This is a genomic window from Paraburkholderia flava (assembly GCF_004359985.1).
In the GTDB taxonomy this organism is placed as follows: Bacteria; Pseudomonadota; Gammaproteobacteria; order Burkholderiales; family Burkholderiaceae; genus Paraburkholderia; species Paraburkholderia flava.
Genome location: NZ_SMRO01000001.1, coordinates 1,592,949 through 1,616,691 on the forward strand (window position 1 = coordinate 1,592,949; position 23,743 = coordinate 1,616,691).

The 23,743-nt window shown below is 65.2% G+C and carries 23 protein-coding genes; 13 read left to right on the forward strand and 10 right to left on the reverse strand.

All coding sequences use genetic code 11. The annotated features are described in order from the left end of the window. Positions 1-134: 134 nt before the first annotated feature. The gene (locus E1748_RS07060; RefSeq protein ID WP_133646391.1) at positions 135-1,583 is read right to left on the reverse strand and encodes a glycosyltransferase family 2 protein; all 1,449 of its coding nucleotides are present in this window, start codon (positions 1,581-1,583) and stop codon (positions 135-137) included. A gap of 42 nt (positions 1,584-1,625) precedes the next feature. After that, positions 1,626-2,231, reverse strand: a complete 606-nt coding sequence (locus E1748_RS07065; protein ID WP_133646392.1) for a cytochrome b — start codon at positions 2,229-2,231, stop codon at positions 1,626-1,628. 195 nt (positions 2,232-2,426) lie between these two features. On the opposite strand from E1748_RS07065, the gene E1748_RS07070 reads away from it, so the two are divergent. Next, positions 2,427-3,500, forward strand: a complete 1,074-nt coding sequence (locus E1748_RS07070) for an asparaginase (protein WP_133646393.1) — start codon at positions 2,427-2,429, stop codon at positions 3,498-3,500. Here E1748_RS07070 and E1748_RS07075 read toward each other — a convergent pair. Next, positions 3,497-4,450, reverse strand: a complete 954-nt coding sequence (locus E1748_RS07075; protein ID WP_133647279.1) for a LysR substrate-binding domain-containing protein — start codon at positions 4,448-4,450, stop codon at positions 3,497-3,499. The two genes, E1748_RS07070 and E1748_RS07075, sit on opposite strands and share 4 nt — an antisense overlap. 116 nt (positions 4,451-4,566) lie before the next feature. On the opposite strand from E1748_RS07075, the gene E1748_RS07080 reads away from it, so the two are divergent. Together E1748_RS07080 and E1748_RS07085 are read left to right on the forward strand one after the other, a co-directional pair. Further along, positions 4,567-5,349, forward strand: coding sequence for a transporter substrate-binding domain-containing protein (locus E1748_RS07080; protein WP_133646394.1), 783 nt, complete (start codon positions 4,567-4,569; stop codon positions 5,347-5,349). A gap of 35 nt (positions 5,350-5,384) precedes the next feature. Next, positions 5,385-6,506 (forward strand): succinylglutamate desuccinylase/aspartoacylase family protein, encoded by a 1,122-nt coding sequence (locus E1748_RS07085; protein WP_133646395.1) that lies wholly within the window; start codon positions 5,385-5,387, stop codon positions 6,504-6,506. 18 nt (positions 6,507-6,524) lie between these two features. On the opposite strand, the gene E1748_RS07090 is transcribed toward E1748_RS07085, so the two are convergent. Next, positions 6,525-7,799 carry a DUF2252 domain-containing protein gene (locus E1748_RS07090; RefSeq protein ID WP_133646396.1) on the reverse strand — a complete coding sequence of 425 codons (1,275 nt, stop codon included), beginning with the start codon at positions 7,797-7,799 and terminating at the stop codon, positions 6,525-6,527. A gap of 174 nt (positions 7,800-7,973) precedes the next feature. On the opposite strand from E1748_RS07090, the gene E1748_RS07095 reads away from it, so the two are divergent. From E1748_RS07095 to E1748_RS07105, 3 genes are all read left to right on the forward strand, one after another. Then, positions 7,974-8,402 (forward strand): TOBE domain-containing protein, encoded by a 429-nt coding sequence (locus E1748_RS07095; RefSeq protein WP_133646397.1) that lies wholly within the window; start codon positions 7,974-7,976, stop codon positions 8,400-8,402. Positions 8,403-8,461: 59 nt separating this feature from the next. Continuing rightward, positions 8,462-9,079 (forward strand): nitrogen fixation protein NifQ, encoded by a 618-nt coding sequence (locus tag E1748_RS07100; RefSeq protein WP_133646398.1) that lies wholly within the window; start codon positions 8,462-8,464, stop codon positions 9,077-9,079. A 104-nt stretch (positions 9,080-9,183) separates the two neighbouring features. After that, a complete protein-coding gene (locus tag E1748_RS07105) occupies positions 9,184-9,507 on the forward strand; it encodes a winged helix-turn-helix domain-containing protein (RefSeq protein ID WP_133647280.1) in 324 nt (107 codons plus the stop codon). A 21-nt stretch (positions 9,508-9,528) separates the two neighbouring features. Here E1748_RS07105 and E1748_RS07110 read toward each other — a convergent pair whose 3' ends face one another. Then, positions 9,529-10,869 (reverse strand): DUF2325 domain-containing protein, encoded by a 1,341-nt coding sequence (locus E1748_RS07110; RefSeq protein WP_133646399.1) that lies wholly within the window; start codon positions 10,867-10,869, stop codon positions 9,529-9,531. 168 nt (positions 10,870-11,037) lie between these two features. Between E1748_RS07110 and E1748_RS07115 the strand changes: the two genes are divergently transcribed. The 7 genes from E1748_RS07115 to E1748_RS07145 all read left to right on the forward strand — a co-directional run bounded on the left by E1748_RS07115 (position 11,038) and on the right by E1748_RS07145 (position 17,973). After that, positions 11,038-12,156, forward strand: coding sequence for a 3-deoxy-7-phosphoheptulonate synthase (locus tag E1748_RS07115; protein ID WP_133646400.1), 1,119 nt, complete (start codon positions 11,038-11,040; stop codon positions 12,154-12,156). 358 nt (positions 12,157-12,514) lie between these two features. Then, on the forward strand, positions 12,515-13,648 hold the full coding sequence (locus E1748_RS07120; RefSeq protein WP_133646401.1) for an acyl-CoA dehydrogenase family protein: 1,134 nt from the start codon (positions 12,515-12,517) through the stop codon (positions 13,646-13,648). Between the two features lie 61 nt (positions 13,649-13,709). Beyond that, on the forward strand, positions 13,710-14,612 hold the full coding sequence (locus tag E1748_RS07125) for an HpcH/HpaI aldolase/citrate lyase family protein (protein ID WP_133646402.1): 903 nt from the start codon (positions 13,710-13,712) through the stop codon (positions 14,610-14,612). A gap of 13 nt (positions 14,613-14,625) precedes the next feature. Further along, entirely contained in the window at positions 14,626-15,279 is a 654-nt protein-coding gene (locus tag E1748_RS07130) for a pyridoxine/pyridoxamine 5'-phosphate oxidase (RefSeq protein ID WP_133646403.1), read from the forward strand. Further along, the gene (metC, locus tag E1748_RS07135) at positions 15,270-16,517 is read left to right on the forward strand and encodes a cystathionine beta-lyase (RefSeq protein WP_133646404.1); all 1,248 of its coding nucleotides are present in this window, start codon (positions 15,270-15,272) and stop codon (positions 16,515-16,517) included. Before E1748_RS07130 ends, metC begins: the two co-directional genes overlap by 10 nt. Continuing rightward, entirely contained in the window at positions 16,511-17,155 is a 645-nt protein-coding gene (locus tag E1748_RS07140) for a glutathione S-transferase family protein (protein WP_133646405.1), read from the forward strand. The genes metC and E1748_RS07140 overlap by 7 nt, the downstream gene beginning before the upstream one ends. 26 nt (positions 17,156-17,181) lie before the next feature. Next, entirely contained in the window at positions 17,182-17,973 is a 792-nt protein-coding gene (locus E1748_RS07145; protein WP_133646406.1) for a glutamine amidotransferase, read from the forward strand. Here the strand turns inward: E1748_RS07145 and E1748_RS07150 are convergent. The 5 genes from E1748_RS07150 to E1748_RS07170 all read right to left on the reverse strand — a co-directional run bounded on the left by E1748_RS07150 (position 17,890) and on the right by E1748_RS07170 (position 23,721). Then, on the reverse strand, positions 17,890-18,630 hold the full coding sequence (locus tag E1748_RS07150; protein ID WP_133646407.1) for a helix-turn-helix transcriptional regulator: 741 nt from the start codon (positions 18,628-18,630) through the stop codon (positions 17,890-17,892). The genes E1748_RS07145 and E1748_RS07150 overlap by 84 nt on opposite strands. Positions 18,631-18,718: 88 nt before the next feature. Further along, a complete protein-coding gene (locus tag E1748_RS07155) occupies positions 18,719-19,174 on the reverse strand; it encodes a hypothetical protein (protein ID WP_205965203.1) in 456 nt (151 codons plus the stop codon). Between the two features lie 36 nt (positions 19,175-19,210). After that, the gene (locus E1748_RS07160) at positions 19,211-20,779 is read right to left on the reverse strand and encodes a DHA2 family efflux MFS transporter permease subunit (RefSeq protein WP_133646408.1); all 1,569 of its coding nucleotides are present in this window, start codon (positions 20,777-20,779) and stop codon (positions 19,211-19,213) included. Next, on the reverse strand, positions 20,776-22,197 hold the full coding sequence (locus E1748_RS07165; RefSeq protein WP_133646409.1) for an HlyD family efflux transporter periplasmic adaptor subunit: 1,422 nt from the start codon (positions 22,195-22,197) through the stop codon (positions 20,776-20,778). The genes E1748_RS07160 and E1748_RS07165 overlap by 4 nt, the downstream gene beginning before the upstream one ends. Positions 22,198-22,206: 9 nt before the next feature. Beyond that, on the reverse strand, positions 22,207-23,721 hold the full coding sequence (locus E1748_RS07170; RefSeq protein ID WP_133646410.1) for an efflux transporter outer membrane subunit: 1,515 nt from the start codon (positions 23,719-23,721) through the stop codon (positions 22,207-22,209). Between the last annotated feature and the right edge of the window lie 22 nt (positions 23,722-23,743).

Genomic DNA, 23,743 nt, shown 5'->3' on the forward strand with positions numbered 1-23,743 from the left:
CGGTTGGTAACTTCGTACGCTGGATTGCCTGACACCGTGGCACGCGAGACGGGAACGAAAACCGCTAATGACACCGTTCCCGCACCAAAGAAAACAATTACGTTATCCCTTGCATTCGCGCTGCGCACACACCCTCACTCCCCCYCCCCCMCCAACCCCGACCGCTTCTGCACCCCCCACACCTTCCCGCCACGCAGGAAATGAAACCACCCCAGCACCGCCCCCGTATGCCGCAGCAGCTGAAAAGTGAACGGCTCGGTAATCGCAGCAGCAGTCGCGGCCCACAAGCTTGAGCTCGACCGATCACCAGTCCAGCGGCGATACAGATGCACGCACCACAGATAGAACGCGAGATCGAGCGCGGTCTTCAAACCGATCACGCTGAAAATCGACACCACGATCGCACCGTGCCCGCCGAACAGAAAACCGAACAGCAACGCAACCGCAGTGAGCCCATAAACCGGCTGCATCGTATCGAACGCCTTGACCGGCAGCATCAGCATGCCGAGCTTGCCGTAACGCGGATTGCCGGTCATGTCGCGGTTCCAGTACTGCGTCTCCAGGAAGCCCGCGAACCAGCGGCGCCGTTGTCGCAGGAACGTGCCCAGAGTCGCGGGCGCATCGGTGCGCGCATGCGCATCGCCGACCACGCGTACGTCCCAACCCAGCCCGCGATCCACTGAATAGCGGCGCAGCCGGTGAATCAACTCGTAATCCTCGACGAGACACTGCGGATCGAAACCGCCCACAGCCAGCAACGCATCGCGTTTGAACGCGGCAAACGCGCCGGAGATCAGCAGCAAACTGTCCGCACGCATCCACGCGTAGCGTGAGATGAAGTTGCGCATGTACTCGTAGGTCTGGAACCACTGGAACAAGCGGCCCGACACGGTCTTGCCGCACACCGGCACGAGAATGCCCGCCGCCGCGACGAGCGGCTCGTGCGCGGCGAACGCGCTGCGCATTGCGAAGGTCGCGTCGTCGGCGAGCAGTGTGTCGGCGTCGACGGTCATCACGGTGTCCGTCGACACCAGTGTCATCGCCGCATTCAGCGCACGCGCCTTGCCGCCGTGCGCGACGCGCAGCCAGTACAGATTCGGATAGCGTGTGCTCGGCGCGCTCAATTCGCCTTCGCGCGGCGCGAAGAGTCCGAAGTCGCGTTCGAGTAACGCAGCGGTGCCGTCGGTCGAACCGTCGTCGGCGATGACGATCTGCGCGGGGCCTTCTTTCTGACGCAGCAGCGCCGCGAGCGTCACGGGCAATACCGATGCCTCGTTATGCGCGGCGACGAGTACGCCCATCGACGGCAATACCGCACCAACCGGCGCAACGCTGCGAGGCCGCTCACCATACGCGAGCGGCCACGCCTTCAACGTGACGAACACGAGCAGCAGCGTGTCGTAAATCACGTACGCAAGACCCGTCGACCACGCGACCACGCCATGCAGAAAAAATGCACGCGCAAACAGGATCAACCACAGCACGCCGACGCTGCCGTGAATCAGCTTCCCGGCCAACGTCACGGGACGCGGCACGATGCGCGGCGATGCGGCTGCCAGCGCCTGTTCCAGAGAATTCTTCAAGATGCTCACTCGTTAAGTCGGTACGAAGCCGCGCAGCGCGCGTTACGGAATCATGCGTTTGAGAACAGAATGCCGGTCGATCCATTCATGCTTCAGCGCGCCACCGATATGCAACGCAAGCAGCGCGTAAAGCCCATAACCGAGCCACACGTGCAGCGCGCCGAAGCGGTCGTGCAGCGTTTCCTTCAACGTCGGATCGAGATGCATCACGTAACCGATGCGCGGCCAGGGCACGAGTCCGAACAGGCTCATCGGATGCGTCGCGGCGTCCTTCCATGCAGAGTCATGCAGCCAGCCGGACAACGGCAAGCCGATCATCAATGCGTACAGCAGCACGTGCGCGATGTGCGCGGCGACTTTCTCCCTGCGCGGAAATGCGTTCGGCAGCTCGGGCGGCCGATGGGCCATGCGCCACAAAATGCGCAGCAGCGCGAGGCCGAGCACCGTGATGCCGATCGATTTGTGCGTGTTGATGACAGGGCGCACCCAGTCGTCGGGCAGCCAGTCGGCGGACAGTCCGAGCGCCACGTTGCCGATGATCAGCACCGCGATGATCCAGTGCAGCAGCATCGCCGTGCGCGTATAGCGCGCCGCGTGACCAGGTTCGGCACGCAGCGCGGACAGTTCGATTCGGGTGTCGGGAATCATGGGTTACGTCGTCGAGATGTAAGGTTGAGCGGATAAATTCGTCAGGCTTGCGCAGGGCGATCGTGAAACTGACCTTGCCGCGACCTATCGATAACGCCGGATCGCGCGGGTTTATTCCACGTACTTCGACCGAGCGCAGCGAATAAATCGGCCCGTACAATGCCGATGCCCTCACCACTCTTCCATGGACCGACAATGACCGTCGCCGTTCCGCCGATCGCCGCCACCGAATACCGGGGCACCACCGTCGAAAACACGCACGTCGCTCACGTCGCGGTCACCGATGCCGACGGCACGCTGCTGTACGCGTTCGGCGATCCGTCACGTGTCACGCTGCCGCGCTCCGCTGCAAAACCCGCGCAGGCGCTCGCCGTGCTCGAAACCGGTGCACTCGAACGCTTCGGCTTCGACGATGCGGACCTCGCACTGATGTGCGGCTCGCACAGCAGCGAAGAACGCCATCTGGAACGCACGCGAAGCATGCTCGCGAAAGCACACGCAAGCGAAACCGACCTGCGCTGCGGCGGCCATCCGCCGATATCCGACGAGGTCTACCGTGCGTGGATCAAGCGCGATTTCACACCCGGCGCGGTGTGCAGCAACTGTTCGGGCAAGCACGCCGGGATGCTCGCGGGCGCGCAGGCGATCGGGGCAGTTGTCGCCGATTATCACCTTCCCGATCATCCGCTGCAGATTCGCGTCAAACACACAGTCGCCGACGTCTGCGATCTGCCCGACGATGGGGTGCAATGGGGCATCGATGGCTGCAATCTGCCGACGCCCGCGTTTCCGCTCGACCGGCTCGCGCGTCTGTTCGCGAAGCTCGCCGATGCAGCGGATGCTGCTTCAAGTGGCAACGCGATCAACACGCGCACCGCAGCGCTAGCCCGCATCTATCGCGCGATGACCACTTATCCGGAACTCGTCGCCGGCGAACAGCGCTTTTGCACGCTGTTGATGCGAGCGTTCGACGGCGCGCTCGTCGGCAAGGTCGGCGCAGCGGGCAGTTACGCGATAGGCGTGCGCGCGTCGTCGCAAACCGCGCGGCTGGGTGCGCGCGGTGCGCTCGGCATCGCGCTGAAAGTAGAAGACGGCAATCAGACGGTGCTATACGCACTCGTCGCCGACCTGCTCGCGCAACTCGACATCGGCACGCTCGCGCAACGCGCGGCGCTCGATACATTCCACGCGCCGTCGCTGCGCAATACGATGGGTGTGGAAACCGGACGTCTCGCGTTGACGCTCAAGCTCGCCGCACAGCCGCGCTAACCGGCGGGCGGTACGCGAGCCACCGCATCCGGATCGCCACGCCGCACGGTGCGCGCATACGACGCGATCATCGCGGCCAGTTCCTGCGCGGCCGGCGTCAGCGGCACGCCGGCCCGCTGCAACAGGCACACGTTCGAGCGCTCCGCACGCTCGCGGATCGGGACCGCGACGAGCGCGCCCGCAAACAGCCGATGCCGCGTCACCACCGACGGCTCGACGGACAGGCAATCGGTTTCCACGATCAGGTGCAGCGTGTCGAACACGGCCTCCGTCGTCGCGACGATCCTCGGCGGCGGCAGTTCGTGCGCGGCGAACAGATCGACGAGCCGATTGGTCGGCATCCCCGCCTGCTTCGGCGCGCGCGTCGCGATCCAGTCGCAGTCGGCGAGTTCGCGCAGCGACGTCGCGTGTGCGAGCGGATGACCGCGTCGGCACACGACGACCGGATCGGATGGATAGAGCGTCGTCACCGTGAGATCGCTGACGTCGGTCGTCGCCGACACGAGGCCGACCGCGAAATCGAGCGTGCCGTCGCGAATCCACGCGATCATCGTCCGCGACGTGCCGCCCATCAAATGCACGGCGACGTTGTCGATGCGCGCGCGAAACTGCATCAGCACGGGGGCGAACGTGTCAATCAGCGGTTCGGTCGCGACGCCCAACGACACGACGCCGCCCGCTTCGCCGCGCAGTTGCGCCATCTCGCGTTCGGTGCGCTCGCATTCGCGCAGGATCGCGCCGGCGCGCAACATCAAGCGCTCGCCGAACGGCGTCAGCGCGATGCCTCGGTTCGTGCGCGTGAAGAGCGTCGCGCCGAGCGACTGTTCGAGGCTCTGCAACTGCTGCGTCAATCCGCTTTGCGCGGTGTCGAGCGCACGCGCCGCCGCGCGGATGCTGCCGCGTTCGGCCACCGCGACGAACGCGCGCAACTGGGAGAGCGTCAGCGACATGGCGGCCCCGCGATCGGAAAAAGTGAACATGATAGTCCGAAGCGGACTTCGGTCCGGCATTTGGGCGCTCTACCATGTGCGCTTGTTTGCTGCCCGATTCGTTCCCCGGAGACCTCATGAAAAAACGTCTGCTCGCGCTGTCGGCGCTGGTCGCACTGTTCACGCTCGGCGTCGGCCACGCGACATTCGCACGCGACCCCGGCGAAGTACGCCTCGGCATCGATCCCACCTATCCGCCGATGGATTCGAAAGCCCCCGACGGCAGCCTGCAAGGTTTCGACGTCGACCTCGGCAACGAAATCTGCCGCCGCATTCACGCGAAGTGCAAATGGGTCGAGCTGGAGTTCTCCGGAATGATCCCCGCGCTGCAGGCGCGCAAGATCGACGCGGTGCTTTCATCGATGGCGATTACCGACAAGCGCCTGCAGACCATCGCGTTCTCGTCGAAGCTGTTCCAGTTCAAGTCGCGGCTCGTCGCGCGGCAGGGTTCGGCGCTCGACGCTAACCCGAGCGCGCTCGCGGGCAAACGCATCGGCGTGCAGACCGGCACGCAGTTCGAGACGTATGGGCTCGAGCACTGGACGTCGATGGGTGCGCAGGTGATCGCGTACAAGAGCCAGGACCAGGTGTTCGAGGATCTGCGCAACGGTCGTCTGGACGGTGCGTTGCTCGGCTGGGTCGAAGCCGACTACGGCTTCCTGCGCACGCCGGGCGGCAAGGGCTTTGCGTTCGTCGGACCGCAACTGTCGATGGGCGATCACGGCGTCGGCATCGGTCTGCGTAAAGACGACGTCGCGCTGAAGGCATCGCTCGACCAGGCGATCGCCGCGATGCGCCAGGACGGCACGTACGCGCGCATCGCGAAGCGCTATTTCGATTTCGATCCGTACGGCGATTGATCCGTCGTCGCGACTTTTATTTTTCTGGTTCTCTCATGCGCCAACACGTTACTCCGCTTCTGTCGCCTGCCGTCGGCACGCAACGCGAACTCACCAGTTTTCATTTTGGTGGGGACGCTCGCGGCGATGGTCAGAAAATCTACATCCAGGCGTCGCTACACGCCGACGAAACGCCCGCGATGCTGACCGCTGTGCTGCTGCGCCGTCGCCTCGCCACGCTCGAAGCCGAAGGCGCGCTCGCTTCGGAGATCGTGCTGGTGCCGGTCGCCAATCCGGTCGGTTTGTCGCAGCATGTGCTCGGTCAGTTCATCGGCCGTTTCGAACTCGGCAGTGGGAAGAATTTCAACCGGCATTTCATCGATCTCGCGAAGATCGCAGGCGACGTCGCCGCGCGTTTCGGCGCGGACGCGCAGCAGAACAAGACGATGGTGCGCGACGCGCTGCGCAGCGGACTCGCCGCGCAGAAACCGCTGACCGAGTTCGAATCGCTGCAGCTCGCGCTGCTGACGCTGTCGTTCGACGCGGACGTCGTGATCGATCTGCACTGCTCGCTCGAAGCCGCGATGCATCTATACACGAGCGAAGCCGCGTGGCCCGCGTTCGAGCCGCTCGCGCGCTACCTTGGCTCGGAAGCGTCGCTGCTCGCGACCGACTCCGGCGGCCAGGCGTTCGATGAAGCGCACAGCCTGTGCTGGTGGAAACTCCAGCAGTCGCTGCCGGACACGACGCCGCTCGCCACCGGCATCCTCGCGACGACGATCGAATGCCGTGGTCAGCGCGACGTAACCTACGAGATTGCGCAGCAGGACGCGGATGCGATCGTCGAATTTCTGCGTGCGCGTGGTGCGATCCGTGGTGAAGCCAAACCGTTGCCGCCGCTGCGCACGCCCGCGACACCGCTCGCAGGTAGCGAGCAGTTCTATGCACCGGTGAGCGGCATCGTCGTGCATCGCGCGAGTATCGGCGACACGATCCGTGCGGGCGATCCGCTGTTCGATATCGTCGATCCGCTTACTGACGAAACGACCACGCTGCATAGTCATACAGACGGCGTGTTCTATATGCGGCGTGCGATTCGTTTCGCGACTGCGGGTGCGCCGTTAGGGCGGGTGACGGGGACGAAGGTGATTCGGACTGGGGTGTTGTTGGGGGCGTGACGTTTTCGCCGAGCGTTGTTAGCTCTTCGCGGCAGGCTTGACTTCAAACGCGCCACGATCGAACGCCTCGCAATAGCTCTTCCAGTCGGCGGCCACTTGCTGCTCGCATTGCGTCGCGAGTTCGATCAGCGGCATCTGCCAGTCCTTGCGGCTGCCGAACGCGATCAGATCGTCAGCGGTGGCCGAACCCTGACGACCACCGCTGCGCAGCTGCGCCCACGCGCATAGCTGCGCCATGCTGTCGACGACCGCTTCGAGCCGAGGCAGCTTACCGTTCCATCCGGCGAGCGCGACGCGATCCTCGGACGGCTGCAAACTGCGCAGCACGTACGGCCGCTTCTGATACTCCACCGCGTGCAGGAACGCCTGCGACATCGCCTGCATCCGCTGCTGCACAGCGACGACACGCTGCGCGTCGCTGTCCCACGCGGGCTGCTTCGACTTCACGTGCGGCGCCACCGACGAAGGCAACGCGAGCTTCAAATCAAGCAGATAGTTGCCATCCGGCGAGCCCTTGCCTTCGACGAGCATCACGTAACGATCCACGCCGAGACTGCCCGTGCCCGCGATGCGCCGCGCAACATCGAGCACGCGATAGAACGCCGGATTCTCTTCGTGGCTCGCGAATTCCGTCATGAACGCGGTGAGCTGTTCGCGCACGGTATCGTCGACGGGCAGTGCTTTCTTGCCGTCGATTTTCAGCACACGCTTCTTGCCCTTCAGCTCGGTGCGCCGGTTCAGATGATCGACACGCGAGCGCGTATGCAGCGCATCGAACAGCTCGCGGACCATACCCGTCGACGTCTCCTCTTCGATCCAGCGCGCCTTGCCTGCAGCGAGCGCGGACCCGTATGCATCGAGCGCGGTGTGGCACAACGCGAGTGCTTCCGCACGGCTCACTTTCAGATCGCTCGCTCCGACGAGCACGCTCGTCAGCAGACGCACGAGTTCGTACAGTGCAGGCGCGAGACACGCTTCGTCGAAATCGTTGATGTCGAAGTAGACGAGCCCGTTGTCCGCCTTGTAGCTGCCGAAATTCTCCAGATGCATGTCGCCGCAGATCCACACCGGCGGCGCCGCATCGAGCACGCCGCCGCGCGGCAGCCGTGCATAAAACAGGTGACAGGTGCCGCGCAGGAACACGAACGGCGATGTGCGCATCAGCGCGTACTTCATCGCGAGGCGTTCGGGATCTCGGCCGGTGTTGTACGCGGCGATCTGCTTCGCGAGGTCAGCGCTTGTGTCGGTGCTCTTGCCAGCGCCTTTGCCTGTCTTGTCGGTTTTATCGTTCATGGGTCGGTCGCGAGGTTCGGCGTATAACGTGCTCATACGCTCAATCCTCCGACCTTATCACGGCCCGCTTTCGCGTCGTGTCGCGTTGCCGGTACACTCGGGGTTTCCTTCGTTCAATCGAACCATCAACCCGGACCCGCGCGTCTGCGCCGGGCCCCGCTCGCGGAGACAAACATGCGCACCAGTGCACGCAATCATTTCACCGGCCAGGTCACCGAGGTCAAGGCAGGCGCCGTCAACGACGAGATCGCGCTGCGCACGCAGGACGGTCTCGACATCGTCGCCGTCATCACGCACGGCAGCGCCGCGTCGCTCGGACTCGCGGCCGGCAAGCCGGCGTTTGCGCTCGTCAAGGCATCGAGCGTGATCGTGATGGTGGAGGCCGACAGCGCCGGCGTGTCCGCGCGCAATCGCATCGCGGGCAAGGTCGCTTCGGTGACGAAGGGCGCGGTCAACGCGGAAGTCGTCATCGCGGCGGCCGGCGGCGCGCAGATCGCCGCGATCATCACGAACGAAAGCGTCGATAGACTTGGCCTCGCGGCGGGGAAAGCGGCGTCGGCGATCTTCAAGGCGTCGAGCGTGATTGTCGGCGTGGATCAGTAAGCGGCGCGGCCGTCTTGCGTCGCCGAGCCATGCGCTTCGCGCTGCGCTAGCGTTCTGCCATGACCGAGCCATCCGCTCCTTTGCCGCACGTCGTACATCCGGACGGTGTCGACGCAGCGTGTGCAGCGCGCACGGCTGAACTCGCGGGGTTTTCCGACACGTCTCGCACCGCCGACACACTACTGTTCGCCCGCCTCGTCGCCGCCCGCGACGTGCGCGGCGAACTCGCGCTGCTCGGACTTACGCCGTCGCAATGGCATGCGCTAGCAGCGCGACACTTTTCCCACGTTGCGCCGACGCAGGTGCCGGTGCTTTCCGCCTCTGCGGTTCTAACGCCCGCTCACGCCACGTTCGTCGCCGCGATGATCCCGTTACTGCTCGCACACGTACCCTCCGACGTCGATACCGGCGACGCCCAATGCATCGCGGCGATCATCGCGCATGCGTGTCTGCGGCCCGACCATCTATGGCGCGATCTCGGCCTCACCGGACGCGACGACGTCACGCGCATGTTGACGCGCTATTTTCCGGCGCTCGTCGCACGCAACGTCGACAACCTGCGCTGGAAGAAATTTCTCGCGCGCGAACTCGCGCTTTCGACTGGCGTGGAGCCCGGCCCCGCGCCCGGTTGTCCAGGCTGCGAGGACTTCGGCTACTGCTTTCCCACCGGCCGCTGACACGCGGCAACGGCCGGCACGCATCGTGTATGCTTGCCCGCATGGATAAATCCACCCCCGATCCGAAGACCCCCGCCGGTCCCAAACCGGAAGTCCGCTTTCGCATGCGCATCCAGCAGGCCGATACGATCGCGCTCGGCCCCGGCAAGGTCGCGCTGCTCGAAGCCGTGCGCGAGCATGGGTCGATCTCGGCCGCCGCGCGCAGCCTGAAGATGTCGTACCGGCGCGCATGGCTGCTGATGGACGAACTGAACCGCTCGCTGAAATCGCCGGCGACGCACTCCGAACACGGTGGTCAGAGCGGCGGCGGCAGCGTGCTGACGCCGGTCGGCGAAGAGATCGTCCGGCTGTATCGAGGGATAGAAAACGGCGCTTACGCGGCCTGTGCGGAAGACATCACTGCGTTGACGAAGCTCATCAAGCGTTGATGAGTTGAGGGGTTAGTTGGCTCAGCCGTGCCGCAGACAAAACCGCGAAGCCGGCGCCGCATTGCCGGCCGCATCGCTAGCGGCCACCCGCGTAACCCATTCGACAAAACTCGCGACGCTCGCCGTACGCAGCGGATGGTACGCAACCCGATGACGCTCGCACACGCGCTTGAGCATGTTCATCGAATCGTGGTCGATGCAGTCGACCGGAAACACCACCTGATCCGCACCTGGCAGCGCCGCCGCGAGCAGACCCTTGCGGTCTTCGATGCCGCCGTCGTGCACGGTCAATTCGCCGCCCGCCGCCTCGACGATCCGCCGGATCGCGACGTTCGATCCCGGCCGTCCGCCGACATACACAATGCGCTTGCCATGCAGGCCCGCGAACGACGGTTCGTCATCGGGAGTCGCATCGAGCGCGCGTTCCATCGCGCTCACTTCGGCCTGTGCGGCCTTCAGTTGCGCGAGCGTGTCTTCGAGCGTCGCGCGCAGTACGGACACGCGCTCCTGTTCGTCGGCGAGCCGTTGTTCGGCGGCTTCGCGACGGCCTGTGTGAAGTGCGAGACGACCATCGCGTGCGGCGACTGCATCGCGCAGCGTCGCGACTTCGGATTGCAGCGTGCCTGCAGCAGCCGGTTCGGTACGTTGCGCGTGTGCCTGCGCCATCAGTTGCGCGATCCGCTCGTCGCGTTCGCGGATTTCCGCAGCGTGACGCGTGCTCATCTCATGCAACCGGCCCTGCTGCCGCTCCACCTTACCGCGTAGCTCCGCGTTCTCTTCCTCTAGTGCAACGAGCCGGCGAATATCCGCGCGATTCGCCGCGCCGACCAGATGCGACAGCATGTGCAGTTCGCCGAATGCGGCCTGCCGCACGTCGAGCGTCGCCTGCGGATGCGTGATCAGTGCCCAGTACGCGGACGGAATGTCGCCTGCCTTGCGCGCGTCGTTCCATAGCGCGAGCACCGCGTCCGGATCGGCGGCGGACGCGAAGCGGCGGATCGTCGTCGCGTAGCGTTCGTCGAGTGCTTTGTGCAGCGCTTTGCCGCCGTCGCCGCCTTCGATTGCGAGTTCGACCGCTGCATGGTGAATTTCAAGGTCGGTCGCGTGCTGACGATTGAGCGCCTTGAAGCGCGGCACGAGCTTGCGCAGATCGTGCGTCGACAGACACGTGCCGATGATCGAGCAATGAAGATGCGAGTCGAGTTCCCACAGACGCGTGCGGCGATTCGCGTGCTCGATCTGCCGACCCTTCGCGGCGGGCGCGCAGCACGCATCGTCGACGACGCGCAGCGGACGCCCGGCAGGGTCGTGAAGGGGGCCGACGCCCGACGGGCGGCCAAGACGAAACGGAGGAGCCTGCATGACGATCCCGAGTCCGGTTCCGGTTGCAAGGTACGCAAGATGCACGGCCGGAACCGCACGCGGCCCCGTCGTATCGTCGAAATATACCATTGAATATAACGCTGCGTGGTCCGGTTCCGGCGATCCGGGTACCATTACGGCCTTTCCACGCGGATTCCGGAGACTGACTTGAGCCGCATCGACAATCCGTTGCATGACCAGGAAGTCGGCGTCGCCGACGCCACCCAGGACACCACGCGTGTCGACGACGTCCGTATCGGCGCCGTCCGTCCGCTGATTTCACCGGCGCTGCTGCTGGACGAACTGCCCATTACGACGACGCTGCAGACGCTCGTCGAGCGTAGCCGCAGCGAGATCGCCGACGTGCTGAAAGGTCGCGACGACCGGCTCGTCGCGGTGGTCGGCCCGTGCTCGATCCACGACCACGATCAGGCGATCGAATACGCGCGCCACCTGAAAACCGCCGCCGACGCGCTGCGCGACGATCTGCTGATCGTGATGCGTGTGTACTTCGAAAAGCCGCGTACCACGGTGGGCTGGAAGGGTTACATCAACGATCCGCGTCTCGACGGCAGCTTCCGGATCAACGAGGGGCTGCGCGCCGCGCGGCAACTGCTGCTCGACGTCGGCACGCTCGGGCTGCCGACCGCAACCGAATTTCTCGATCTGCTGAGCCCGCAGTACATCGCCGACCTGATCGCGTGGGGCGCGATCGGCGCGCGTACGACCGAGAGCCAGAGCCATCGACAGCTCGCGTCCGGCCTGAGCTGCCCGATCGGCTTCAAGAACGGCACCGACGGCAGCATCCAGATCGCCGCCGACGCGATCGTCGCCGCACGCGCGAGTCACGCGTTCATGGGCATGACGAAGATGGGCATGGCCGCGATCTTCGAAACGCGCGGCAACGACGACGCGCACGTGATCCTGCGCGGCGGCAAGAAAGGGCCGAACTACGACGCCGCATCGGTCGAAGAATGCTGTGCCGCACTGCGCAAGCTCGACTTGCCGGAACAGGTGATGGTCGACTGTTCGCATGCGAACTCGGGCAAGTCGCATCTGCGCCAGGTCGATGTTGCGCAGGACGTGGCCGCGCAACTGTCGGGCGGCGACAAGCGCATCATCGGCGTGATGATCGAGAGTCATCTGGAAGAAGGCCGGCAAGATCTGAAGCCGGGTGTGCCGCTGCGTCGTGGCGTGTCGATCACCGATGCGTGCCTCGGCTGGTCGCAGACCGAGCCGGTGCTCGACGCGCTCGCAGCGGCTGTGCGCGAGCGACGCAAACACTGATACAACGCTCAGGGACCGTCTGAGTCGCAACTCGCCACTCGCGACGGTCCCGATCCGTGATGCTGCAATAGAAATCAGCTGAATAAAAACAGCAGCGCACGATCGAACCACGCAAAGCGCGTTGCTACCCGACGCCGCACATCACGTTCAACGATTTTCCCCGCGCGCGTTTGAAGTTTGAAACGCACGATCAACGAAACAGCAAGCACAGCGAAGAAACCCCGCTACCACCAAACCAGCCCCTATCACTGCTGACAGTACCTCGAAAGCGCGCGCCATCTTAATCTTCGACGTACCGGCTGCGCCGCTTCGTCGCGTCATTGCGCGAACGGCCGCCACCGATCGAGGATCGTCACGCATGCAATTCGACTGGACGCAGGAACAGCAAACCACGCGCACGCGCTATCGCAGCATCGGCAGCGAACTTGCCGCTGCGCACACGCAGGAAACGGGCTTCGATGCATCGGGCTGGGCACGCCTGTGCAACGAAGGTCTATGGGACATGATCGTGCCCGAGTCGTACGGCGGCGACGGTCACGGCTGGTGGCACTTCTCCGCCGCGCTCGAAGGACTCGCTTCATCGATCCGCAGGCCCGCACTGCTGCTGTCGATCATCGCGCAGGCCGGCATGGTGCGCGCGCTCGAACGCTACGGTAGCGACGCGCAACGCGACCGCTATTTCGGCGCGATCCTGCGCGGCGAACTGAGCGCAACCGCGATCGCCGAACCCGATACCGGCACCGACGTGCGCAGCATCCGCACGACGCTGTCGGAAGACGGCGACGGCTATCGTCTGTCCGGCCGCAAGTTCAACATTGCTCACGCGCCGATCGCGCAGTTCATGCTGATCGTCACGCGCGTCGAGCACGCGGACAAGCGCAACACCGCGCTTGTGATCGTCGAGCGCAAACAGGCGGGACTCACGTGCAGCGAGCCGGACCGCAAGCTCGGCATCGACGATCTGCCGACCGGCTCGCTGCAGTTCGACGCGTGCCGGATCGAGCGCACGCAACTGCTCGGCAAACCTGGCGAAGGGCTCGGCAATCTGATCGACATCATCTCGCTGGGCCGTCTCTATTACGGGCTGATCGCCGCGCACGTCGTCACGCCGTATCTGAACGATGCGATCGCATACACGCGCAGCCGCCGCAGTTTCGACAGCGCAATCGACGAACACCAGTACGTGCAGAAGCGCATCGTCGACGTGAAGATCGGCATCGAACGCAGCCGCTGGATTGCGTACGGTGCGCTCGGCCAATTGCTGAACGGTCATCCGGAAGCGCTGCTCACCTGTTCGATTGCGAAGCTCGTCGGTGCCGAGGATCTCGTGAACAGCGCGGTCAGCCTCGTGCGTCTGTACGGCAGCGTCGGTTATCAGGAAGGACCGGTTGCGTCGTTTGCGCGCGATGCGCTGGGTTTCTCCAGCATCGGCGGCACCGAGGAAATGCATCGCAAGAACATCTTCAACCAGATCACGCGGCTCACAGCCTGACCCCACCACACCGCTACCGCAGGGCTCGCGCAGCGAGCCCACTCATCCGAGGACATTCCGCATGACATCCCCCAAACGACGTCCGCCGCAGCTTCGCCGCTCGTGGCTCTTTCTTGCCGGCGCCGATCGCGACGCGCTCGTCGCAGGCGGCCGTAGCGGCGCCGACGTGCTGATCCAGGAGATCGAAACCTTCACGCCGCCCGCGCGCCGGCCGGCCGCGCGCGCGCTCAGCGAAGAAGTGCTTGCGGGCTGGCGCGACGCGGGCGTGTTGACCTCGGTGCGCGTGGATCTGCCGGAACACGGCGGTCTCGACGATCTGCAGGTCGCGATGCGCGGCCGCCCCGACATCGTGATGATGTCGTTCGTGTCGACGCCCGAGCAGGTCATCGCGCTCGACGAAGCGATCACGCGCTGCGAAGCCGACTACGGCATCGCGCGTGGGTCGACGGAACTCGTGCCGAACATCGAAAGCCCGCGTGGCCTGCTGAACACGATCGCGATCGCGCGTTCGAGCCCGCGCGTGAGCGCGGTACTCGTCGGAACCGAAGACATGATCGCGGACATCGGTGCCGAACGCACGCGTGCCGGCCACGAACTCGACTACGTGCGCTCGCGTTTCATCGTCGAATGCGCGGCGGTCGGCGTCACGGCGATCGACTGTCCGTACAGCTATGCGGACGTCGAAGGCGCCGAACTCGACATGCGCGTGTCGCGCAGCCTCGGCTACAAGGCGAAGGCCATCGTCAACGCGCCGTTCGTGCCGATCGTGAACCGCGTGCTGACACCAACAGCAGACGAAGTCGCCACCGCGCGCCGCGTGATTCACGCGTTCGACACCGCACGCGAACAGTCGAACGGCAAGCGCGTCGCCGCCGCGGTCGTCGACGGCTTCCTCGCCGAAGTACCCGACTATCTCGCCGCGCATCGCCTCATCGCGCGCGCCACGCAATTCGGACTCGCATGAGCTGAGCGACATCATGGACACCCTTTCCTCCCGACTCAAATCGCTGAAGACGCTCGCCGGTGCTTCCGGCAGCTTCGATACGGCCCGTGCGCCGAATACGCCGCAGGCGCTGTTCGTCGAATGGCTCGACGCCGCGCTCACGGCCGGTGCGCAGGAACCGCAGGTCATGACGCTGTCGACGGTGCGCGGCGACGGTTCGCCCGATGCGCGTTCGGTCGTGCTGCTGGACGTCGACGAGCGCGGCTGGCAGTTCGCGGCAAGTGCCGCGAGCCCGAAGGGTCGCCAGCTCGCGGAACGGCCGCAGGCCGCGCTGACGTTCTACTGGCCCGCGCTCGCGATGCAGATCCGGCTGCGCGGCATGATCGAGCGTCTGCCGGACGACATCGGCACTGCCGATTTCTTCAGCCGCCCCGAGCGTTCGCGCGCCGCGATTCTCGCGGGTCATCAAAGCGAACCGCTCAACGATCCGGCCGATCTGCAGAACGCGATTCAGGCGCAGCTCGCGCGCATTGCCGCACAGCCGCAGCTCGCGTCGCCGCACTGGAGCCTCTACGCGCTCGCGCCGCAGGAAGCGGAATTCTGGCGCTCCGATGCCGATCGACGCTTTACGCGACTGCTCTATCGGCGTTCGGGTCAGCAATGGGAACGGTGCCTGCTATGGCCGTGAAAATCGCCGCGCCGGCTCCGACCGCCCACGCGATCGACCCCGCGTACGGCGACGACACGCGGCTCACGCTCGCGGGCCGCTCGCCTGCCGCGTGGCATGGCTTCGTGAACCCGCCGGTGTTTCATGCGTCGACGGTGCTGAGTCCCACGGTAAAGGACATGCTGCAACGGACCCAGCCATACATCTACGGGCGGCGCGGCACGCCGACGTCGGATGCGCTCGAACACGCGATCGTCGAACTCGAAGGCGGCGTAGGCGCGGTGCTGTGTCCATCGGGACTCTCCGCATGCACGCTCGCGCTGCTGTCGTGCCTGAAGCCCGGCGATCACGTGCTCGTCACCGCATCGGTCTACGGCCCGGTGCGGCATGCGTGCGACGGCGTGCTCGCGCGGCTCGGCATCGAGACGACTTACTACGACCCGCTCGCGCATGCATCGATCGAAACGCTGCTGCGTCCGCAGACGCGCGCGCTCTATGTCGAATCGCCGGGCTCGTACACGTTCGAAGTGCAGGACGTCGCGGCGCTCGCGCGCATCGGTCACGCACACGGGCTCACCGTGCTCGCCGACAACAGCTGGGCGACACCGCTCTTTTTCCGGCCGCACGATCACGGCGTCGATCTGTCAATTCACGCGGGCACCAAGTATCTGGTCGGACATTCGGACGCGATGCTCGGCAGCGTGTCGGCGACGTCGGCTGCGTGGCCTGCGCTGAAACATCTGCACGGCGACCTCGGCCTGTGCGTCGGCCCCGACGACGTCTACCTCGCGCTGCGCGGCCTGCGCACGCTCGGTGTGCGGCTGCGGCAGCACCAGCAGAATGCGTTGCAAGTTGCGCACTGGCTCAAGCAGCGTCCCGAGGTGCAAGCAGTACTGCACCCCGCATTCGACGATTGCCCCGGCCACGACATCTGGCGCCGCGATTTCACGGGGTCGTCCGGACTGTTCTCGGTGATTCTTCAACCGATGCCGGACGTCGCGCTCGAAGCACTGCTCGATGGGCTCGCGCTGTTCGGACTCGGCTATTCGTGGGGCGGATTCGAAAGTCTCGTCGTGCCGTTCGAACTCGACGCGCATCGGCTCGACACACGCTGGCCCGCGGGCGGTCGCGGTGTGCGGCTGCACGTCGGTCTCGAAGATCCCGACGATCTGATCGCCGACCTCGCCGCAGGCTTCGAACGCTGCTCGCATGTGATGGCGCATGCAGAAACACCGAAGCGGAGCACCGCCGCATGCTGACCATCTGGGGACGCCGCAGCTCGTTCAACGTACAGAAAGTGCTGTGGCTCGCCGGCGAACTCGGGCTCGTGCATCGGCATATTCCAGCCGGCGGCGAATTCGGCAGCTGCGATACCCCTGAGTTCGCCACGTTGAATCCCGCGTGCCGCATTCCGGTCGTCGACCTCGATGGACAGATCGTGTGGGAATCGCATTCGATCCTGCGCTTTCTCGCCGCGCGCATACCCGGTCACACGCTGTGGTCCGACGATCCGTTCACGCGTTCGTGCGCGGAGCGCTGGATGGACTGGTCGCAAGGCACGCTCGAACCCGATCTGATGACCGGCCTGTTCTGGGCACTCGTGCGCACGCCCGAGGCTCAACGCGACTGGGCCCTCGTGCGCGACAAGGCTGCGCGTAGCTGGCGTCATCTTGGCGTCCTGGATCGCGTACTCGCGACGCAACCGTTTCTCGGCGGCGCAACGTTCGGCCTCGGCGACATTCCCGCCGGCGCGACGCTGTACCGCTATTTCACGCTCGACATCGAGCGTCCGCTGCTGCCGAACGTCGAAGCGTGGTATCGCCGTCTGCAGGAACGTCCCGCGTATCGCGAGCACGTGATGGTGTCTTACGAGGCACTGCGCGGACAACCCGGCTAACTCACACACACTCTCTCGCTCATTCCATGTCCACGCTACGTCCGATCCTGATCGTCCTGCATCGCGAACAGTCGAGTCCGGGGCGCATCGGTCGGCTGCTGATGCAACGCGGCCATGCACTCGACATCCGCCGTCCGCCGCTCGGCGACCGTCTGCCCGACACCATGGCCGAGCATGCGGGCGCGGTGATTTTCGGCGGCCCGATGAGCGCGAACGATTCCGATGCATGGATCCGCAAGGAGACCGACTGGATCGGCGTGCCGCTGCGTGAAGAAGCGCCGTTCCTCGGCGTGTGTCTCGGCGCGCAGATGATGATCCGCCATCTCGGCGGACAGGTCGTGCCGAATCGCGAAGGCTTCTTCGAGATCGGCTACTGGCCGATCCAGCCGACGCCCGCAGGACGCGCGCTCTGCGACTGGCCGGAGCGCGTGTATCAGTGGCATCGGGAGGGGTTCGACAGTGTCGCCGGTCTCGAGCGGCTCGCGACGAGCGAGCGCTTCGAGAACCAGGCGGTGCGGTATGGGCGCAGCGCGTACGGCGTGCAGTTCCATCCCGAAGTGAGCTACCAGATGATGCGCCGCTGGAGCACGGCCGCGTCGCACAAGCTGACCCTGCCCGGTGCGCAGGATCTGTCGACGCAGCAGCACGAAGGCTTCCGCCACAACCGTGCGACAGCCGCATGGCTCAGCACGTTTCTCGACGTGTGGCTCGCATCTGCTACGACAGCGACAACATCAACTATGCATATGCGCTCCTCCCTCGGTGACGTTGATGAGCCCCCACTCGATCGCCTTCAGCACCGCCTCGTGTCGACGTGACACGTTGAACTTGCGGCGGATGTTCGTGAAATGGAAATTGATGCACGACTCCGTCACGTTGAGGATATGCCCGATCTCCCACGACGTCTTGCCCGCCGCGTGCCATTTCAGGCACTCGGCTTCGCGGCGGCTCAGACGCGGCACGCCGTTCAGCCGTGTGTCGAATGCGCGTCGCGCGAGCGTATCGGTGACGATGTCGCGCAGCAGCGACAGACACGCGAGACTGTTCGCGCAACGATCGCGCGTCGTATCGATATCGTCGCTCGTCGCGCACGTGAACATGCCGAGTTCGCCCTTGATGCCGCGCACCGGCAGCGTGACACCGCTCGACATGCCGTGTCCGCGTGCAATGTCGTACAGCTGACGTTGTGCCGGCGTCACGAAGCAGGTCGCGTCCCAGATGAACGGTACCGTCGATCGAAAGCAATGCCGGAGCATCGGATCGAGCAGATCGAACGACTGCTGTCGATAGCGGTACGTCCATTCGGGCGCGCAGTTGGTCCACACATACGCGACGTCGAGCGATGCGCTCTGAAACGGCAGCACGACGAACATCACCTTTTCGAAACCCATGTTCATGGTTGCCTCGCCGATACGATGGCACAGCGCCTCGTCATCTTCCGGCGTCAGCAACTCCATACAATCCAGGCCATTCATTTCGCTACTCCCGTCATATTGTTTTTAAAACAGGTGTACTGAAACAACCGTCCCGACTTCTCTCAGGTTCGCGGCCGGAACGGCTGCACTAGTCTCCCGCTGCAACCAGCCGCAGGCCTCGTTCTTTTGCTTCGGCAAGCGTCGCGATCGCTTCGAGCGGCATGCCGAATGCCTTCGACATCGCGGCCGCGTTCGCGTTGCTCGCTTCGCGTTCCTGAGCGTCAGGCTCGACGGTGATCAGTGCCTTGCACACGCGGGCAAGATCGTCCTTGTGCTGTTTGAGCCACAGCCCCCGATGCTTGCGGTCCTCGTGCGGTTCTTCGGGGCGCGGCGACACGAACAACAGCACGAACGGTCGGTCCTGTTGCACCAGCACGTTCATGTCCCGTTCCCAGCGCGGCGCGTAGCCGGCCACGATCGCGTCGTTGAGCGCGATCACGAGGGGAAACTCACTGACGTCGAAGACTTCGAGGGTCGCGAGGGGTTGAGCGGTGTCTCCTGCCGTGTCGGGACGGCGGGAATCGAGTGATGCGTCGTTAGTCATGCTTACTCCTTAAAAACGATTGAGAAGCGGTTCTGCTCAACGCCGCGCAGCGGCGGGAGCAGCAGAAGGTGCAGCGCGTGGTCCGAACGGCGGCTTCGCAAGCCAGACGACCGCGATCACCGCGACGTAAACCCAGCCGAGCGCGAATGCGACGTCGTTGAACGAAATCTGATAGGCCTGTGCGTCGACCATCCGGTCCATCAACACGTACGCGCGCTGCGGGTCGCCGTTGCCGAGCGCGCGCAGCCAGCCGCGCACGACGGGATCGAACACGCTGATGTCCTCGGTGAGCCGCGCGTGATGCTCGACCGCGCGCCGCTCCCACAGGAACGACGTGATCGATACCGCGAAGCTCGCGCCGAGCGTGCGGAGAAACGTCGATAGTCCGGAGCCCGCGGCGATCTCGTCGGGCTTCAGATCGGACAGCAGAATGCTGTTGATCGGCATGATGAAGAGCGCCAGGCCGAGGCCCTGCAGCAGCTGGATCATCGCGATGTGCTGGAAGTCGACGTCGAGCAGGAACTGCGCGCGCAGGAACGATGCGCTGCCGAGAATCGCGAACGCGCAGCACACCAGGATGCGCATGTTGAAACGCGGCGCGTACTTGCCCATGAATGGAGTAAGCAGCACGGGAATAACGCCCATCGGCGCGGCGGCGAGACCGGCCCAGAACGCGGTATAGCCGAGCGTGCGCTGCAACCATTGCGGCACGATCACGTTGACTGCGAAGAACGCGGAATACGCGAGCACCAGCGTGACCGTGCCGGCCGCGAAGTTGCGATGCTTGAAGAGCCGCAGATTGACGATCGGATTCGCCTCGGTCAGTTCCCAGATCAGGAACACGGCGATGCCGAACGCCGCGACCACCGACATCCACACGATGAACGTCGAGTTGAACCAGTCCGCGTCGTTGCCTTTATCGAGCACGACCTGCAATGCGCCGACGCCAAGCACGAGTGCGGCGAGCCCGACGTAATCGACGCGCGACTTCACCGTCGTTTCGGGGCGCCCTTGCATCTGTTGCTGCACGACCGCGCACGCAAAAATACCGATCGGCACGTTGATCAGGAACGCCCACTGCCACGAATAGCTCTCGGTAATCCAGCCGCCGAGCAACGGCCCGGCGATCGGCGCGACGACCGTGACCATCGCGATCATCGACAGCGCGAAACCGCGCTTTTGCGGCGGGTAGATCGACAGCATCAGCGCCTGGGTCGTCGGAATCATCGGACCGGCGACTGCGCCCTGCAGCGCACGGAATGCGATCAGCGCGGGCAAGCTCTGCGCGAGCCCGCACAGCAGCGACGCGAACGTGAAGCACAGCGTCGCGCATACGAACAGCCGCACCTGACCGAAGCGCTTCACGAGAAAACCGGTCAACGGCAACGCGATCGCATTGCTCACTGAAAACGTCGTGATGACCCACGCGCTCTGGTTCGTGCTCACGCCGAGATTGCCCGCGATCGTCGGCAGCGCGACGTTCGCGATCGTTCCGTCGAGCACCTGCATGAACACCGCGAGCGCGAGCCCGAGCGTGGTCAGTACGATGCTGCGCGGGCGGAAGTCCTGGCCCGCCTGGCCCGCGGCCGGCGTCGGTCCGCTCATTGCAGCCTCGTTGCAGCGGCAGGCGTAGTAGCAGCGACGCGACTCGGCGGCAGGTTCTGCTGAATCACGCGCGCGATCAGTTCATCGGCGCTCTGCAACTGCCGGCGATACACGTCCGTGCTGAAGATCGGCCCCTGCGGCGACTGACGCGCGAGCATCGGGCCATTCTGGTCGTGCAGATTCACCGACGCGCGCATCGACAGCCCGACGCGCAGCGGATGTTTGTCGAGCTGCGCAGGGTCGGTGAATTCGATCCGCACCGGCAGACGCTGCACGATCTTGATCCAGTTGCCGGTCGCGTTCTGCGCGGGCAGCAGCGAAAACGCGCTGCCGGTGCCGATGCCGAGACTCTGCACGCGGCCCTTGTACGTGATCGAGCCGCCGTACAGATCCGCGCGCAGTTCGACCGGCTGACCGATGCGCATGTGCTCGAGCTGCTTCTCGGTGAAGTTCGCATCGACCCACACCTCGCGCAGCGGCACCACCGCCATCAACGGCGTGCCCTGCGCGACGCGCTGGCTCAACTGCACGGTGCGCTTCGCGACGTAACCGGTGACCGGCGCGACGAGCGTCGCGCGCAGGTTGTCGAGGTACGCGCTGCGCAACCGCGCGGCGGCCGCTTCGACGTCGGGATGCGAAGCGACGACCGTATCGTCGACGAGCGCCTTGCTCGTTTGATATTGCTGCGTCAGCGTGGACAGCGAGCTTTGCGCGCCGGCGAATGCGCTCTGTGCGGAGACGAGTGTGTCGTGTGCGTGCGCGAGCTCTTCGTCGGAGATCGCGCCGGAACGGCCGAGGCCGCGACGGCGTTCGTAGTCGGCACGCGCCTTGTCGAGCGCGACGCGGCGTGCGTCGAGTTCCGCCTGCGCGCCGTCGATCGTGCTCGCGAGGCCGCGTTCGTTGCTGTACAGACCGCGCACCTTGCGCACGGTGCTTGCGAGATCGGCCTGCGCCGCGGACAGCGCGACCTGGCTGTCGCTCGGATCGAGCCGCACAAGCGCGGCGCCGGTGTGAACGAGATCGCCGTCGTCCGCATCGATCGATACGACCGTGCCCTGCACCTGCGGTGAGATCTCGACCACGTTGCCCTGTACGTATGCGTTGTCGGTGTCTTCGTACCAGCGTCCGACGAGCCCGTACCATCCGGCCCACACGACAATGCCGACCGCAAACGCGCCGACGACGAGCGTCAGCAGCACGCGGCGGCGTTTCGATGGGGGCGGTGGAGTCGATGCGCCGGGGGTGCCTTTCGCGCTGTTCGCGGGTGCACCCTGGGCGCCTGGTGCAACCGAGGGCGCTTCCGGCGCACGCGGAGCATTCTGCTGCTCTGCAGCCGGCTCGCGACGCGCGGTAGTTGAAGCACCACCAGACGCCTGCGGGCGCTCGAGATCCTGAACGGCTTCTTTATCGTTGCTCATGGCGTGAGTTCACTGACGGGAAGATGAAGAGGAAGACGCAGCAGCCAGCGCGGTATCGTCGGTGGCGGGCCTGAAGCCGCCACCCAACGCACCGACGAACTGCAACGACAAATCGATCTGCTGTGCGCGCAGCGCGGCCATCTGACGGTCGGCGTCGAGCAGTTGTTGACGGACAGTCAGTGCATCGAGATAGCTACCGACGCCCGCGCGATACCGTTGATCCGCGAGCTGCCACGCTTCGGTAGCGGCATCGAGCGCGCGTTGTTGCGCATCGACTTGCAACGACAGCGAACGCAGACCGTGCAGCGCATCGGTCACTTCGCCGAGCGCGCCGATCAGCGTCTTGTTGTATTGCGCAACCGCGAGGTCGTATTGCGCATCGCGATGCGCGAGGTTGCCGCGCAATGCGCCGCCGTCGAACAGCGGCAGACTGATTGCAGGCGCAATGCGGTATTCGCGCGACGCCGCCTGAAACAGCGACGCGCCGCCGCGCGTCGCGAGGCCGATCATCGCGGCGAGGCTCACGTTCGGCAGGAAATCGGTCTTCGCGCTGTCGATGTTTTTGCTCGCCGCCTCGACACGCCAGCGCGCGGCGACGATATCGGCGCGACGGCCGAGCAGTTCGGCGGGCAGAGCGGCCGGCACCGCGAGCGCGGCGACCGGTAACGCAGCCGGCCGTGCGATCGACAGTCCGCGGTCGGGGCCTGCGCCGAGCAGCACGGCCAGCGCGATACGCGCGCTATCGACTGCACGCGCGGCCAACGCCTGTTGCTGCACGGCGGTTGCGACCTCGCTGTCGGCCTGCTTCAACTGCGCGCGATTGTCGAGGCCGCGACCGACGCGCTGACGCGTCAGATCGAGCGCATCGTCCGCGCGATGAAACTCCGCGTCGGCGACGTCCTGCTGCGCGTACGCGTAATGCAGATTCGCGTACGCGCGCGCGACGTTCACCGACAACACGATGCGCGCCGCCTGCGCATCGACCTGCGCGGCACGCGCTTCGCCGAGCGCGGCGACCCACGCGGCACGGCGACCGCCCCACAGATCGAGATCCCAGTTGAAGCCGAGATTGAGTTCGCGCGTGTGATAGAAAAATCCGCCGCCCTCGTCCTCGCTGAACACGGTGCCCGATTGGCGCTGGCCGACGAAGTTGCCGTTCGCGGTGACAGTCGGCATGCGACGCGCGTTCGCGGCCGTCACCTGCGCCTGCGCATCGCGGGCACGCGCTTCCGCGCTGGCGAGATCGGGATTGCCTGCAAGCGCTTCGTCGATCAGCGCATTCAGTTGAGGATCGTTGAGACCGGTCCACCAGTCGGCGGCGGGCCATGTCGTCGCGGCGGTGCCCGCGAGACTTTGCGTCGCGTGCAACGCCGTCGGGTCGGCGAGCTTGCCGACCGGCGCGAGCCCGGCGCTGTTCACGCATGCGCCGAGCGTGAACGTGAGCAGCACCGCCGATACCACCCGCGACGGCCCCCGTGCGATGCGTATCGCGTGATTGTCGAACTGCGTTGCCTGCCGTTCCATCGAACGCTCCGTCCCATGATGA